19 protein-coding genes are annotated in these 15287 nt (G+C 34.3%); 4 read left to right on the plus strand and 15 right to left on the minus strand.

Annotation, left to right across the window (positions count from 1 at the left end):
- Positions 1-162 precede the first annotated feature (162 nt).
- Positions 163-474, minus strand: a complete 312-nt coding sequence (locus tag QZQ55_RS08215) for a transcriptional regulator (RefSeq protein WP_295092155.1) — start codon at positions 472-474, stop codon at positions 163-165.
- Positions 475-630: 156 nt separating this feature from the next.
- Entirely contained in the window at positions 631-1038 is a 408-nt protein-coding gene (locus QZQ55_RS08220) for a hypothetical protein (RefSeq protein WP_295092158.1), read from the minus strand.
- 173 nt (positions 1039-1211) lie between these two features.
- Here QZQ55_RS08220 and QZQ55_RS08225 point away from each other — a divergent pair, with 173 nt between their 5' ends.
- Positions 1212-1517: a hypothetical protein gene (locus tag QZQ55_RS08225; protein WP_295092160.1), complete on the plus strand. Its 306-nt coding sequence runs from the start codon at positions 1212-1214 to the stop codon at positions 1515-1517.
- 61 nt (positions 1518-1578) lie between these two features.
- Here the strand turns inward: QZQ55_RS08225 and QZQ55_RS08230 are convergent, their stop codons facing one another.
- From QZQ55_RS08230 to QZQ55_RS08270, 9 genes are all read right to left on the minus strand, one after another.
- Positions 1579-2625, minus strand: coding sequence for an MATE family efflux transporter (locus QZQ55_RS08230; protein WP_307983307.1), 1047 nt, complete (start codon positions 2623-2625; stop codon positions 1579-1581).
- 6 nt (positions 2626-2631) lie between these two features.
- Entirely contained in the window at positions 2632-2817 is a 186-nt protein-coding gene (locus QZQ55_RS08235) for a hypothetical protein (protein ID WP_295092163.1), read from the minus strand.
- A 40-nt stretch (positions 2818-2857) separates the two neighbouring features.
- Positions 2858-4057, minus strand: a complete 1200-nt coding sequence (locus QZQ55_RS08240; RefSeq protein WP_295092166.1) for an L-serine ammonia-lyase, iron-sulfur-dependent, subunit alpha — start codon at positions 4055-4057, stop codon at positions 2858-2860.
- A gap of 36 nt (positions 4058-4093) precedes the next feature.
- Positions 4094-4978 carry an ROK family protein gene (locus tag QZQ55_RS08245; RefSeq protein WP_295092169.1) on the minus strand — a complete coding sequence of 295 codons (885 nt, stop codon included), beginning with the start codon at positions 4976-4978 and terminating at the stop codon, positions 4094-4096.
- Positions 4979-5064: 86 nt separating this feature from the next.
- On the minus strand, positions 5065-5322 hold the full coding sequence (locus tag QZQ55_RS08250) for a hypothetical protein (RefSeq protein ID WP_295092172.1): 258 nt from the start codon (positions 5320-5322) through the stop codon (positions 5065-5067).
- 36 nt (positions 5323-5358) lie between these two features.
- Positions 5359-6126 (minus strand): pyruvate formate-lyase-activating protein, encoded by a 768-nt coding sequence (gene pflA / locus QZQ55_RS08255; RefSeq protein ID WP_295092176.1) that lies wholly within the window; start codon positions 6124-6126, stop codon positions 5359-5361.
- Between the two features lie 18 nt (positions 6127-6144).
- The gene (pflB, locus tag QZQ55_RS08260; RefSeq protein ID WP_295092178.1) at positions 6145-8406 is read right to left on the minus strand and encodes a formate C-acetyltransferase; all 2262 of its coding nucleotides are present in this window, start codon (positions 8404-8406) and stop codon (positions 6145-6147) included.
- A 320-nt stretch (positions 8407-8726) separates the two neighbouring features.
- Positions 8727-9095: a VOC family protein gene (locus QZQ55_RS08265; protein ID WP_295092181.1), complete on the minus strand. Its 369-nt coding sequence runs from the start codon at positions 9093-9095 to the stop codon at positions 8727-8729.
- 12 nt (positions 9096-9107) lie between these two features.
- A complete protein-coding gene (locus tag QZQ55_RS08270; RefSeq protein ID WP_050772230.1) occupies positions 9108-9443 on the minus strand; it encodes a PTS transporter subunit EIIB in 336 nt (111 codons plus the stop codon).
- Between the two features lie 88 nt (positions 9444-9531).
- On the opposite strand from QZQ55_RS08270, the gene QZQ55_RS08275 reads away from it, so the two are divergent.
- Positions 9532-10734, plus strand: coding sequence for an FtsW/RodA/SpoVE family cell cycle protein (locus QZQ55_RS08275; RefSeq protein ID WP_295092184.1), 1203 nt, complete (start codon positions 9532-9534; stop codon positions 10732-10734).
- Between the two features lie 40 nt (positions 10735-10774).
- Here the strand turns inward: QZQ55_RS08275 and QZQ55_RS08280 are convergent, their stop codons facing one another.
- The 3 genes from QZQ55_RS08280 to QZQ55_RS08290 are packed head-to-tail and all read right to left on the minus strand — an operon-like array spanning position 10775 to position 12820.
- Entirely contained in the window at positions 10775-11236 is a 462-nt protein-coding gene (locus QZQ55_RS08280) for a hypothetical protein (RefSeq protein ID WP_295092187.1), read from the minus strand.
- Entirely contained in the window at positions 11208-12056 is an 849-nt protein-coding gene (locus QZQ55_RS08285; RefSeq protein ID WP_295092190.1) for an RluA family pseudouridine synthase, read from the minus strand. The genes QZQ55_RS08280 and QZQ55_RS08285 overlap by 29 nt, the downstream gene beginning before the upstream one ends.
- The gene (locus QZQ55_RS08290; RefSeq protein ID WP_295092193.1) at positions 12053-12820 is read right to left on the minus strand and encodes an NAD kinase; all 768 of its coding nucleotides are present in this window, start codon (positions 12818-12820) and stop codon (positions 12053-12055) included. The genes QZQ55_RS08285 and QZQ55_RS08290 overlap by 4 nt, the downstream gene beginning before the upstream one ends.
- A 109-nt stretch (positions 12821-12929) precedes the next feature.
- On the opposite strand from QZQ55_RS08290, the gene QZQ55_RS08295 reads away from it, so the two are divergent.
- On the plus strand, positions 12930-13496 hold the full coding sequence (locus tag QZQ55_RS08295; RefSeq protein ID WP_295092196.1) for a CYTH domain-containing protein: 567 nt from the start codon (positions 12930-12932) through the stop codon (positions 13494-13496).
- Here QZQ55_RS08295 and spx read toward each other — a convergent pair.
- Complete coding sequence (gene spx, locus QZQ55_RS08300; RefSeq protein ID WP_295092199.1) at positions 13491-13940, minus strand: transcriptional regulator Spx; 450 nt, start codon at positions 13938-13940, stop codon at positions 13491-13493. The genes QZQ55_RS08295 and spx overlap by 6 nt on opposite strands.
- Positions 13941-14237: 297 nt before the next feature.
- Here spx and trpS point away from each other — a divergent pair, with 297 nt between their 5' ends.
- The gene (gene trpS, locus QZQ55_RS08305; RefSeq protein WP_295092202.1) at positions 14238-15242 is read left to right on the plus strand and encodes a tryptophan--tRNA ligase; all 1005 of its coding nucleotides are present in this window, start codon (positions 14238-14240) and stop codon (positions 15240-15242) included.
- The last annotated feature ends 45 nt before the right edge of the window (positions 15243-15287 follow it).

The raw sequence follows: 15287 nt of genomic DNA on the forward strand, positions 1-15287 counted from the left end.
TGTTTTTAAGTTCGTCTTTTTTTATACGTTTTGATTGATTTTTGTTTCACACTTTCCTCCTTTTAATATAATCATGAACTATATGACTATCTTCACTACTTATTACTGCATAATAATTATACACTATCAAACAATCAAAAAAAAAAGAAAATCTGATAAAAATCAGACTTTCTGCGCATTTTTCCCATCTTCTACTAATTTATTCAATAAAGTCACATACTCTTCAAACTGTGTTCTACCTACATCAGTCAAATGATAAGTTGTCTGTGGTCTGTTATTTACGAATTCCTTTCTCACTTCTATAAATCCTTCTTGAATAAGCTTTTTAGTATGTGTTGTCATATTCCCGTCTGTACAACCTAGAATCTCTTTCATCTGTTTATAAGTGAGATCTTCAATACTTAAACTGGCAATCATTTGAATTCTTATATGCGATTCAAATACCTTTGATGTATTGTTCATAACGTTTTCCATTAGATTTCCTCCCTGTCATCAATAGAATCAGCATTACCAACATGCATTAATTCCTAGTTGTCTAGTATATTTTTTCACCGTATATAATTATTATATAATTTATATCAATAAATTTAAAGGCTATAAACAATAAAAAATAGAAACCATCAATGATTTCTACCTTTTAAGAAGATTATAGAGATTATAAATCATGATTACTGTCGTTATCACAATCAAAGAAATATTATTATATGTGAACTGTGTAATCACATTTGTATAAAGATGATTCTGAATAGTGGCAGTATATTGATCAAAGAGAAGAACTAGACCTACTACAACATAAACAGCACTAATAAGCTTAGTGACATTATTTTTAGTTGCCATCACAAACATAAGAATAAAACATATCGCAATTAAGATATTTGAGATAATGGAAAAAGAAATGGCAGTAGAATAATTCTGATCCTGTGTAAGTAATGTGAGTGCATGCTGAAACTTCTGTACATATTCTGTTGATGAAGTTTGTATGATATAAAGTGCTATAGGACTCGCCCCATAGATAATTGATTTAGTCGTATCTTTCATAGTGATTCCCCTTTTATATGTATTTTAATCTATTTTAATGTAAGTTACAAGCCTACTGTAACTTCTACATTTAAATAAACTTTTTTTAAAATAGTGATATATATTTACTCTCGCTATAATAATTAATATAATAAATATAGAGAAAAACATGAACGAAAGTGCAGGTGAATCTTATGAATATTTCTCATACTCTTTATAGTGGTTTATTAATTAAAGTTCTCCCTTTATTAATTGCATCACTATTCCTTACATTCCTATTAGTGAAATCAAAAATGGCTAAGTTCTTTTATCTGCTCATAGGTATAGAAGTCATTGCGATATTGATACTCCACTATAGCACAATATCTATGTCAATCATCCTATATGAACAGACAAAAGCCTTTATTACTCTTTCTAATATGTTCATGATAGTAGGAATATATTTACTTATTCCACTTCTTTCAATCATACTCTATATAATATTAAGAAAAAGAATTTAAGAGCGATGTTAATTCATCGCTCTTTTATAGTAAAGATATATGATACCTACACATGTAGTCATTATTTCAGATAAAGGGAGGAAGCCCAGATTCCTTTCATACCAAATTGTGAAAGAATAATAGATGCAGGTACAATAAGTACTACACCACGTAACAAAATGAGTGTAGAGGCTATTTTAGCACTCTCTATCGAAGTAAAGTATGTGGTTAAGACAATGTTTGCTCCTGCAAAGAATAATCCTGTAAACATGATTTTAAAGCCTTCTACAGCTAATTGATACAACATTGCATTGTTTGTCTTATTGAAGAGAGAAGTAATCATAGAAGCATTTATAAAGACTGTTAAGTAGATCACTGAAGATAATAACAACGAAATAGCAAGAGTCATTCTTCTTAACATAATAAGATTCTTTGTATCATGAGAACCATAGGATTCACTTGTAAGAGGCTGCATACCATGTGCAAGACCATTAAATATCGCAATACATACAAGCCATATATTACATACAACACCATAAGCAGCAACACCTATATTACCTGTAATCTTTAATATAAGTGTATTAAAAAGAAGTACTACCAAACCACTTGATATCTCTATCAACATAGAAGGAAATCCCAATTTAATAATTCTTTGTATAATAGAGAACTGAAAATGAAGATGAACAGAATGGAATGTGTTCTTCTTTTTAATAAAGTGTAAAGAGAGGATACTTAATCCAATCAGAGGTGCTAAACAAGTTGCAAAAACAGCCCCAAACATGCCCATATGACATAAGAATATAAATACATAATCAAGTACGACATTCATAAGTGAAGCAACAATCATAGCTGTTGTAGCGAGAGTTGGATTGTTATCATTTCTTACTAATGCATTGAGTGCATTATTGAAGATAAAGGCAGGTGTAAATATCATAATAGTTCTTAGATAAGTTACTGTATCTTTTAATACGGCATCATTGGCTCCTAGCATCCTTGCAAGAGAAGGACTATATAATACTCCTGTAATTATGAAAAGTACTCCTATTAAAAGTCCTAAAACCACCGTATGATTAAATACCTGATTGATTTCATCATACTTATTATCTATCTTCAGGATAGATAATCTAATGCCAAATCAAATTCCTAACATGAGTCCTATCCCATAAATCAAATTAAATACAGGTATCGCAAGATTTAATGCAGTGAGTCCGTGATCCCCTATTCCCTGGGCAATAAAGAATGTATCTGCAAGTATATAAAATGATATAGCCATTTCTCCCAATATGCTTAAACATATATATTTAATAAATCTTTGTTTCATAGTTTCCCCCCCTCGTATAAAAAAAGAAATAGTGAAATCACTATTTCAATTCTTTTGCGAGACCTCCTAGAGATGTTTCTTTGTAAGCAACATTCAAGTCTTTGCCTGTTTCTTTCATAACTCTTACTACAGTATCAAAAGGCACCTTATTCTTACGTACATAACCTAATTGTCCAGCAAGCATCGCTGCATCATAAGCACGTAATGCACCTAAGGCATTTCTTTCGATACAAGGAATCTGTACATAACCACCTACTGGGTCACATGTAAGACCTAAGTTATGTTCTAATCCCATTTCTGCGGCATAATCAATGAGACTATTGTTTAACTCATTGATCCAGGCCATAGAAGCACTCGCCATAGCACAAGCTGTTCCTACTTCTGCCTGACACCCTCCATCTGCACCAGCAATAGTCGCATTATATTTGACTGTATTACCATAAAGGCCACCAATTGCTAGCGCTTTGATTAAGTCTCTCTTCTTCAAGCCCATCTGATGATGTGCATAGTATAAAATAGCAGGTAGTACACCACTAGCACCACATGTTGGTGCAGTGACAATCATATGACCATCAGCATTCTCTTCAGAAACTGCATAGGCATAGCTGGCAATAAATAAACGTTCCTGAGCCATTTCATGATGTGTATTTAAAGCCTGTTGATACATAGAACCGGCTACTCTTTTTAATTGTAGACTGCCCTGTAAGACACCCTGTGTATGTAACCCATTTTCTACACAAGTAAACATTGCTTCAAGAACTTCAAATAAGTATTCCTTAAAGTTTTCATCTTCAAAACGTAATACATAGTCATACAGTGATAGACCTTCATTTTTACAATAATCAATGACTTCACGCATTGTATGATGTGGGTAGATTTCTACTTTTTCTTCTTCAAGATCTCCCTTGAAATAGATTTCTCCTCCACCAATAGAATAGGCCTCAATAGGTTTTAATGCTTCACCACCACAATAAACTGTCACTAACATTCCATTAGGATGGTAAGGTAATTCACCGCTCTTAAAAGAAAAATCACATGGTATAGGGGCAAATGTCTGCTGCATTATTTTATCTGTTAAATGTCCTTTACCTGTCAAAGATAAAGAACCATACAGATCAACATGCACTTTTTCCATATTTGGATAAAGCAATTTAATTCTTTCAGCGATTTTCATCGGTCCATAAGTATGAGATGAGGAAGGACCAATTCCTATCTTATAAAGTTCTCTAAGTGATTGCATAATTTCCTCCTTAAAAAAAGCAGGCTATGCCTGCTTTTATTTATTCTTTAATGCCTGCTTAGCAAGTGCTAATCCACCACATATTCCTGCATTATCTGCAAGTCCTGGATAAACAATATAATCCTTGATCTTATCTGTTGTAATTTCTTCTTTTGCAACATAACCGTTCAACATTTCCTGAACATATTTATGGATCATTGGGAATAACTGTTTCTGGTGCATAACACCTCCACCTAAGATAATCTTTTTAGGTGAGATTGTAAGAATATAAATACATAAAGCCTGAGCAATATAATAAGCTTCTAAATCCCATGCTGGATGATCAGCAGGTAATTCCTTAGCACTCTTACCCCAGCGTTCTTCGATTGCTGGTCCAGCTGCTAAACCTTCAAAACATGTACCATGATATGGACATTTACCCTTATATGTATCTTCTGAGCGAGTGATCAATTTCATATGACCCATTTCTGGATGTAGTAAACCATGTACAAGATTACCTTCGACAACGGCACCTCCACCTATACCAGTACCAATAGTTAAGTATAATGCGCTATTTAATCCTTTAGCTGCACCAAATTCTACTTCACCTAAACATGCACTATTTACATCTGTATCAAATCCTACAGGAACACCAGGGAATGATTCTTCTAAATCCTTTACGACATTATGATTAGACCATCCTGGTTTAGGAGTAGTAGTCACACTTCCATAAGTAGGACTTGTCTTATCTGGATCAATTGGTCCAAATGATCCAAAACCGATTGCTTCTACACCTTTATCCTTGAAGAATTCAATAGTTTTCTTCATTGTTTCTTCTGGTGTAGTCGTTGGAAATGATTCTCTTTCAAAGATATTACCATTTTCATCACCAACACCAACGACGAACTTAGTTCCTCCGCCTTCAATAGTACCTAATTTCATTATCCTTTACCTCCAATTACAATCAAATATATTTTAGATTATTTAATTATAAATGTAAACGAACATTTGAAAACTGTTACATTTTTTCAAGCTACCATCTTGTCATTTTTATAGTAAGCATATTGATCTAAAGAATACCCATGTTCCTGCATGACTTTAGACATAATTGTTCCTTCAATCATCGCACGTTTTGCGGTAATTATTTTATAGTCTTCTTCCCCTTTATGAGTATGAATAATATCCATCAATTGATTATGTACCTCTAAATAAAGGCTGCACAATGTGTCCATACTCTGATTCTGTAAGAAAACAATGTAATTTTCATCAAATAGCAATTCATCCATGAAAAATGCCTCCTTCTAGGAGACATTATATCATACTTATTTATATTTATCTGTATGTAGAATCTTATTTGCGTTTTCTACACGTTCATTTGTAGGTGGATCAATTCCTTCTAGCTGATATTCTAAGTTAAGTTCCTTCCACTTATAAGTACCAAGAGTATGGTAAGGAAGAACTTCTACCTTTTTCACATTACTTAAAGTATCAATATAATCAGCCAATGCATGAAGATCTTCATCAAAGTCACTTCTTTCAGGGACTAAGACATGTCTAATCCAGATAGGCTTATTGATATCATTCAAATATTGAATCATATCAATAACACGCTTATTTGAAGCACCTGTTAATACCTGATGTCTTTCATCATTGATTTCCTTGATATCTACCATCAATAAATCAGTATATTTCATAAGTTCTTCAAACTTAGAGAAGAAAGGCTCTTCTCTTGTAAAACATGCCCCACTTGTATCGATGCATGTATTCACACCTGCTGCTTTAGCAAGCTTGAAGAATTCTAATAGGAAGTCAATCTGTACAAGTGGTTCTCCACCAGATACAGTAATACCTCCTTCTTTGCCCCAATAAGGTTCAAAACGTAAGGCACGGTCTAATGCCTGCTGTGGTGTCCATTCTTCAAACTTCTGACTTGCCCAAGTATCTGGGTTATGACAGAATTGACATCTAAAAGGACAACCGTGTAGAAATAAGATAAAACGTACACCTGGTCCATCTACAAGACCAAATGACTCTATAGAATGTACACGTGCGTTCACTACATTCTCCTCCTCTATAAAAAACAGTCTCATAAGAGACTGTTTTAATTATTACATATGATCGTGACAAGTTCTAGCAATTACATCTAACTGCTGTTCTCTAGTTAAATCGATGAACTTAACAGCATAACCAGATACACGAATTGTGAAGTTTGCATATTCTGGCTTTTCTGGATGTTCCATTGCATCGATTAACTTTTCTTTACCGAATACGTTAACGTTTAAGTGATGAGCACCCTGTCTGAAATAACCATCCATAACTGTTACTAGCTTAGTAGTTCTTTCAGCTTCGTCATGACCTAAAGCACTTGGGCTGATTGTCTGAGTATTTGAGATACCATCTAATGCCCATTCGTAAGGTAACTTAGCAACTGAATTCAATGAAGCAAGTAAACCGCTCTGTTCTGCACCATATGATGGGTTAGCACCTGGAGATAATGGTTCACCAGCTTTACGTCCATCAGGTAATGAACCTGTAGCCTTACCATAAACTACGTTAGAAGTGATTGTTAAGATTGAAGTAGTTGGTTCAGAATTTCTATATGTATGATGCTGTTTGATCTTTTCTAAGAAAGTATGTAATAACCAAACTGCGATGTTGTCAGCTCTGTCATCATCGTTACCATAACGAGGGAAATCACCTTCAACGTCGTAATCTACAACGATACCATCTTCATCTCTGATAGTCTTAACCTTAGCATATTTGATTGCGCTTAATGAGTCTACTACATGTGAGAAACCAGCAATACCAGTAGCGAATGTTCTACGAACATCAGTATCGATTAATGCCATTTCAGCAGCTTCATAGTAGTATTTATCATGCATATACTGGATTAAGTTTAATGTATTTACATATAAATCTGCTAACCAGCCCATCATGTTTTCATATTTCTGGATAACTTCATCATAATCAAGATATTCAGAAGTAATTCCTCTGTATTCAGGACCTACCTGCTGTTTAGTCTTTTCATCGATACCACCATTGATAGCATAAGTTAAGCACTTAGCTAAGTTAGCTCTTGCACCGAAGAACTGCATTTCTTTACCAGTCTGAGTAGCTGATACACAGCAGCAGATTGAATAGTCATCGCCCCATACAGGTCTCATAACGTCATCATTTTCATACTGAATTGATGAAGTATCGATTGAAATCTTAGCAGCATACTTCTTGAAGTTTTCTGGTAATGCTTCTGTATAAAGAACTGTTAAGTTTGGTTCTGGAGAAGGACCCATATCTTCTAATGTATGTAAGAAACGGTAGTCACTCTTTGTAACCATTGAACGTCCGTCAGTACCTAAACCTGCAACTTCTAATGTAGCCCATACTGGGTCACCAGAGAATAATGCATTGTATGATGGGATACGAGCGAACTTAACCATACGGAATTTCATAACGATATGGTCAACTAATTCCTGAGCTTCGCTTTCAGTTAATGTACCGTTAGCTAAATCTCTTTCAATATAGATATCAAGGAATGTAGAAATACGTCCAACTGACATAGCTGCACCATTCTGAGTCTTGATAGCTGCTAAATAACCAAAGTATAACCACTGGAATGCTTCACGAGCGTTAGTAGCTGGTTTAGAAATATCATAACCATAAACTTCAGCCATCTTCTTCATGTTATTAAGAGCTCTTACCTGTTCAGCAATTTCTTCTCTCTTTCTGATGATGTCTTCAGTCATTGATCCGCTACCACAGTTAGCATAATCTTCTTTCTTCCATTCGATTAATGCATCGATACCGTATAAAGCAACTCTTCTGTAGTCACCAACAATACGTCCACGACCATAAGTATCTGGAAGACCAGTGATGATCTTATTATGACGTGCTTTCATAATTTCAGGAGTGTAAACATCAAATACACCCTGGTTATGAGTCTTATGATATTCAGTAAAAATCTTATGTAATTCTGGATTTGGTGTATAACCATAAGTTTCGCAAGCTTGTTCAGCCATACGGATACCACCATAAGGCATAAATGCTCTCTTTAAAGGCTTATCTGTCTGTAAACCAACAACAGTTTCTAAGTCCTTCATGCTTTCATCAATATAACCAGGTCCATAAGCAGTTAAACCAGAAACGATTTCAGTTTCCATATCAAGAACTCCGCCTTTAGCTCTTTCTTCAGCCTGAAGTTCCTGTAATCTGCCCCATAATTTATTTGTTGCTTCTGTAGGTTCAGCTAAGAATGATTCATCACCATCATATGGTTTGTAGTTGTTCTGGATGAAGTCTCTAGTATTAACTTCTTCTTTCCATAAACGGCCTTTGAATCCAGACCATGCTTCAGCAAAACGATTTGTATCCATTGTAACAATTCCTCCTTAAAGTATATAAAACCACTGAATTTTGTTACGCATCCTTTTCAGCGACTTCAATATAACATTAATCAAAAAGTTTGTCCATGGATTTGCCCACAATTTTGTGAGCGTTTTCTGTAATCGTTTAACATTTTTTGCTTCGTGATAAATATTTTTCTCCTTTATTTGTTATTATTTCCTAAATTAATAACATTTTATTTGTACATTTAGTACTTATGCGCTTACATTTGTTATATTTTTTTGTATAAAAAAATATTTATAAATTTTTTTTACAAAAAAAAAAGGAAATGCTTGACGCATTCCACTCTTTATTTCTCAGGTATAATTTCAAGCCAGTAGCCATCTGGGTCCTGGATGAAATAGATGCCCATTGAAGGGTTTTCAAAACATATGCATCCCATCTTTTCATGTAATGCATGTGCTCCTTCATAATCATCTACATTAAAAGCTAAATGAAATTCTTCTTCTCCAATATCATAAGCCTGTGGATGATCTTTAAGCCATGTGAGTTCTAATTCAAATGGTGTTGTTTCATTACCAACATAGACAATAATGAAACTGCCATCATCACTGACCTTACGTCTTCTCTCAGTCAACCCCAATGCTTCTTCATAAAATTTAAGAGACGCATCTAGATTCTTAACGTTATAGTTTTCATGTACCATCTTAAACTTCATTGTTAATACCTCTTATTTAATTTTTTCTAATACTGTTTCACAGATAACACTTGATGCTTTACCAAAGATCATAGTTAGTGTTAAATGCCCTGCGACAATACCGCTGGCACCAAGTGTTTTAATTGTTTCAATATCAAGATCCTTATCCTGCTTCAAAGTTGCCTTCAATTTAGAAGGTGATGCTTCTAAAGCAGTAATGTTGTCTTTACCACCTAATGCCTTAATTAATAGATCTGCATCAATCGGACATTCTTCTTTACTAGTTTTCTTTTTACGAGTCATCATCACAACAATAATAAGCACAACAACCACTGCTGCAATAATACCAATCATCATATTTTTAGACACTTTATACACACTCCTTTTTATTGAAGTATCTTTAAAATATAGTATACTATAAGAATGAAAAAAGTAAAAAGAAAAAAGGAGGGCACGCATGGAAAAACTTGAAGAAACACTCAAGAAATATCCTCTCATTGCCTTAGTTATATTGTTTGGTGCAATCAGTTGTCTTGCAGTTGCAAGTGCTGCACCAATTATGACCAACGTCGCAAATCCTTACATGCTTTGGTTAAAGCAGGCTCTATATTATGTATTAGGTGGTATTCTAAGTTATATCATCTATAAGATTGGTCAGGATACCCTATATAATCATATAAAAACACTCTATATGATTTTTATTGTATTACTTATCGGTCTTGCAGTAGATCATTTTGTCTATACAAAATTATTACATATTCATATAGTACCTCTCGCAAAATTCACAAACGGTGCTACTTCCTGGTATAACATCCCAGGTTTTACTTTTCAGCCTTCTGAATTTATGAAGATTATCATGGTTATGTACCTTGCAAAAATTACACAGGAATATAATGATCGTATCTTAGTCAAGACAACTGACAGTGAAATCCAATATATCATCCAAGTGATGAAGATTTCTTTACCTCCTGCTATTCTTATTTATTTACAGAATGACTCAGGGGTTATGATGATTATTATGGCAGCAGTCTTCTTTGTGTTATTATCAAGTGGCATGAATAAGAACTGGTTCCTATTTATTATTATCATCGGTGTCATCGGCGTACTTGGGCTAGGTTATTTATTTATCTACCAGAATGGTATCTTCACATCTCTTATTTCAGGACATAAGTTATCCCGTATTTATGGTTGGTTAGACCCTGAAGGAACAACAGGTAACCAAGGATTACAGTCATGGTTTGCTCAGTTGTCTTATGGTACAGCCGGATGGTTTGGACATGGCTTTAGAGCTGTTGTCAAAGTCTTCCCTGAAGGTCAGACAGACTTTATCTTTTCTGTTATTGCGACAGATTTTGGTTATGTAGGTGCATTTATCACTTTACTTGCAGTTGCATCATTTGATATCGTTATCTTGAATATCGGCTTAAAGAGTGATAATATTCGTGATAAAACATTTATCATGGGAACATTTGGTTGTCTCATCTTCCAACAGACATGGAATATCGGAATGATTCTTGGATTACTTCCTATTACTGGTATTACTTTACCAATGTTGTCATATGGTGGATCTTCATTACTTTCATATATGTTCGCATTAGGTGTTATTATTGATATCGATTATCAGAATAAGCTTCGCGATGTAAAACATAAACAATATTAAAAAGCGACATACCTCTATGAGGTATGCCGTTTTTTCATGCTTATTCTTTAATATCTTTAAGTAAAGCCACATGTTCAGAATAAATATGTCCTGATTCAGGAACATAGATAATAAGTGCTTCTCTTTCATTCTTATAAATAGAACGACTCTTTTCTACAAATGCGAATAAGAGATCATCCCCTTTAGTTGTCTTAAGCTGTACTCTTTCATTATACTTAACTGGCGTAATCACATATTCACAAGGTACAGTAGGGACATCTTTTAAGCTCACCATCTGTTTATAATAGCTATAAACTATAAAGAATAATCCAGCTGTAATAGCAACCGCTAAAGCGTAGATTACTTTAGCCTGAGATGGAATAACAAATGCAGCCACCAATGCGACAAAAACAACTACAGGAATAATTCTAGAGAACTTCTTATAGTGCTTTCCAAATTCATTACATTTATAAGTCATATATTTTTCTGACTGCTTAAGATTTAATTTTTTTAATTCGTACATCATTGAACACCTTCTTTAAAGTCATACATTGTTGTGTGATAGGATGTTTAAAAGCTATTTCTACACTATCTAGATAAAAGCCTTCTCCTTCACCATAAAGTGGATCTCCTACAAGCGGACACCCCAAATAAGCCATATGTACACGAATCTGATGCGTACGCCCTGTTTCTAACTTACATTCTACTAGAGAATATTCCCCAGTTGTTTTAATAGTACGGTAATGGGTGATTGCTTCTTTACCGCCTTCTCTTACTTCTCTTTTTGTCCCATGACCCTCTGCATGGTCAATAGGAGCGTTTACTGTCCCCTGCCCTGGATTGCCTTTTACAAGCGCATGATATACACGTTTAACCTGCTTGATATCATGAGAAAAAGCATCATGAACATAACGGCTTTTCGCAATCATCATCAGTCCTGATGTTTCTTTATCAAGACGATTGACAAGATGTATCGCACTTTCAATATGATTCACTTTATAATAATACATAATAGCATTCCCCAACGACTCTGTTAAGTACTTCTTAACAGGAATACAAGCTAAATCTGGCTGTTTATCTATGATCATCAAGTAATCATCTTCATATACAACCTTTAAAGGGATATCCACAGGAATCACATTACTTGTTTCTTTAGGGAAGACAATCGCAACACTATCTCCCTCAACTGTTTTATAACACAAATACTGTTTTTCTCCATTCACTAATATTTCTCCATGATTCCTAGAATCCTTCACTAGTTTCTTAGAAATACCATGTAAATAGAAGAATTCATCTAAACGCATATCAACATGCTGTGCATCTATTTCAAACTGTAAAATCATAGGAATGATTTCCTCAATCTCTTCACAAAAGATACATGACGATAATTACAGAAATGTGCCACACGCTTAGATAAGCGTGCTTCTATCACATCATGATCCTTTAATTCATATATATCTGTATCAATACCTAAGACAGTATTCTCATTACGATCTGCTTCAAAACGTACTACGTCATCTTCTCCTAAAATAAGAGAGCTACCTAAGGAACGATAGGCATTATGATGAATACCTGCAATCTCTGTCACCTGCATCAGTCTTAAACTAGGATTAATCACTGCACCTCCTAATGATTTATTTAATGCAGTAGAACCTGATGGTGTACTTACACAAAGCCCATTTCCTCTAAATGTTTCCATATGTTCATCATTCACATACATATCAATCACCTGTGAACGATGACTATTCTCTATACGCATTTCATTTAAAGCATGGAAAATCTGTCCATTATAAGAAATACGCAACAGATGTCGATCAAAGATATCTGGTTCTTTTGTGAGAATATCTTCTACAAGCTGTTTATATTCATCTTTTAAATAGTCTGTAAAAAATCCCAATGTCCCTGTATGGATTCCTACAAAAGACACATCATTTAAAACATGTTCATAGCGATGGATGGAATAAATCATTGTTCCATCACCTCCTACAGAGATTACAATATCAGGATGTTCTTCATCATAGATCAGTTCTTTGAGTTCTTCTTTAATTAAAGCCGCCACTTGACGAGATACGTCATCTTTCTTTGATACAATCGCATATCTTTTCATAATTTCATCACCGTTATTATTATACTTTCTATTACATTTTTAAGCAATATGACTTGTATTGACGGGTTAGTTTCACAAGTATATAATTTTAGGAAAACAAGGAGGGACCATGGAAAAGAATCTTGAAATAGAATATAAGATGCTTCTCACTAAGGATGTCTTCCATCAATTGATGAATGATTTAAAAGGGCATACTTATAGTCAGACAAACTATTATCTAACAAGTATTGAATTAGGGGCATTACGCTATAGTCTTCGCGTAAGAGAAAAAGAAGGCTATTATGAAATGACACTTAAGATACCTGAAAAAAATGGTCATATGGAACATAATCTTGAGATTACTCAAGAAGATCTCATCATGATTCAAAAAGGAGAAATGCCTGATAATGAGATAACCCGTTTATTAAGAGACAAGGGATTTACTTTAGGTCTTATTAAACAATCTTATTCTCTAACTACTATTAGAAGAGACGTTCCTTTTGATTCAGGAATGTTATCTCTTGATGAGAATCATTATAATGGAATCACTGATTATGAATTAGAATTTGAAGTCAATGATGAAAACGCTGGACTGAAACAGTTCCAGGAACTATGTGATACATATCATCTCAAATACAAAGGAAACTGTGCAAGTAAGATCGTACGTGTTTTAAGCACATTAAAAGCAGGCTTATAGGCCTGCTTTATTGTTGTGATAGTCTTCCACAAGTGTTGATGCACTGAATTGTGGACAATTGTCGAATTTCTGACATTCAGCTAATTTTCTTAATTCTCTAGGAATAAATGCGCGAATCTCTTCAGCATTATAACCTACCTGAAAACGTCTTTCATCAATCATGATTGGACGTTTAAGGATAGAAGGATTCTTTTGAATGAAATGAATCAATTCATTGATAGACATATCTTCAATGTCCACTTTATTCTCTTTTATGATCTTAGAACGTTTAGAAATGATATCATCTGTTCCATTCTCACTTCGTTCTAATAATTCACGTAATTCATCTTCTCTTAGTATCGTAGAAAAGATGTTCTTTTCTACATAAGGAATATCATGTTCTTTTAGCCATGCCTTGACTTTTCTGCATGACGCACAACTTGGTGCAGTGTAGATTCTAATCATGATTTCACCTCTTTCTTGTGTTTATTATACATCATTTTCGATTATTGTATATGCTTATTGGTTGCATTCACATAATTTTATATTATAATGGAATAAGCGATGAACAGAAATAAGTAGTTTTTTATACTATGGATAGAGAGCTCATGGGTGGTGGAAATGAGTCATGGATAAGAAATGAATTGGGTTCTGGGAGCTTTTCTAGCATGAGTTAGAAACGTCTGCTGTCGTTACCAGCACAACTACACATTGGTGGCACGTCCTTTGGGCGTGCCTTTTTTATTTAGGAGGATGAAAGTAATGAAAAGAATGTTGAGTGGTATTAAACCTACAGGTCGTGTTACATTAGGTAACTATATTGGCGCAATCAAGCCATTCGTACAGTTTCAGGATGAATATGAAATGATTATCTTTGTCGCAAATCTTCATTCAATGACTATATATCAGGAACCAAAAGATTTAAGAAAGAATACAAAAGACCTCATTGCATTATATATTGCAGCAGGATTAGATCCTGAACAGGTGACTTTATTCTTACAGAGTGATGTTCTAGAACATGCACAGCTAGGCTGGTATCTAGGCTGTATGGTATCAATGGGTGAACTATCACGTATGACACAATATAAATCAAAGAAGCTTGAAGCTGAAGAAAAAGGTGGACATATTGGAGCTGGAATCTTCAACTATCCTTCTTTAATGAATGCAGATATCTTAATGTATGATCCAGACTATGTACCAGTAGGAGAAGATCAGAAGCAGCATGTAGAGCTTGCTAGAAATGTAGCAGAACGTTTTAATAGCCGTTATAGTGATACATTTAAATTACCTGAACCTATTATTCCTAAAGTAGGTGGACGTATTATGGATTTACAGGATCCTACTAAAAAGATGAGTAAATCATCACCTAATGGTAAAGGATGTATTTATGTATTAGATCCAGTCAATGTATCTAAGAAGAAGATCTTATCTGCAGTAACAGATAGTGATTCAAATGTTAAATTTGATCCAGAAAACAAACCTGGTATTTCTAACTTACTTGAAATCTATTCTATTATTTCAGGTAAGACTATTGAAGAACTTGAAGCCATGTATGAAGGTAAGGGCTATGGCGAATTCAAGAAAGATCTTGCAGAAGTTGTAGGTGATGAATTGACACGAATCCAGGACCGTTATAATGAAATCGTAAATGGCGATTATCTTGATAATGTCCTTGAAGAAGGTGCCCAAAAGGCAAGAAGAATTGCAAGAAAGAAACTTGCAAAGGTAGAAAGAAAGATTGGTATTACAATCAAGAAAAAATCATAACCACTGATAAAATCAGTGGTATGAACCCGCCCTGTAAGGGCATAT

Source organism: uncultured Catenibacterium sp., from assembly GCF_900540665.1.
Lineage (GTDB): Bacteria > Bacillota_I > Bacilli_A > Erysipelotrichales > Coprobacillaceae > Catenibacterium.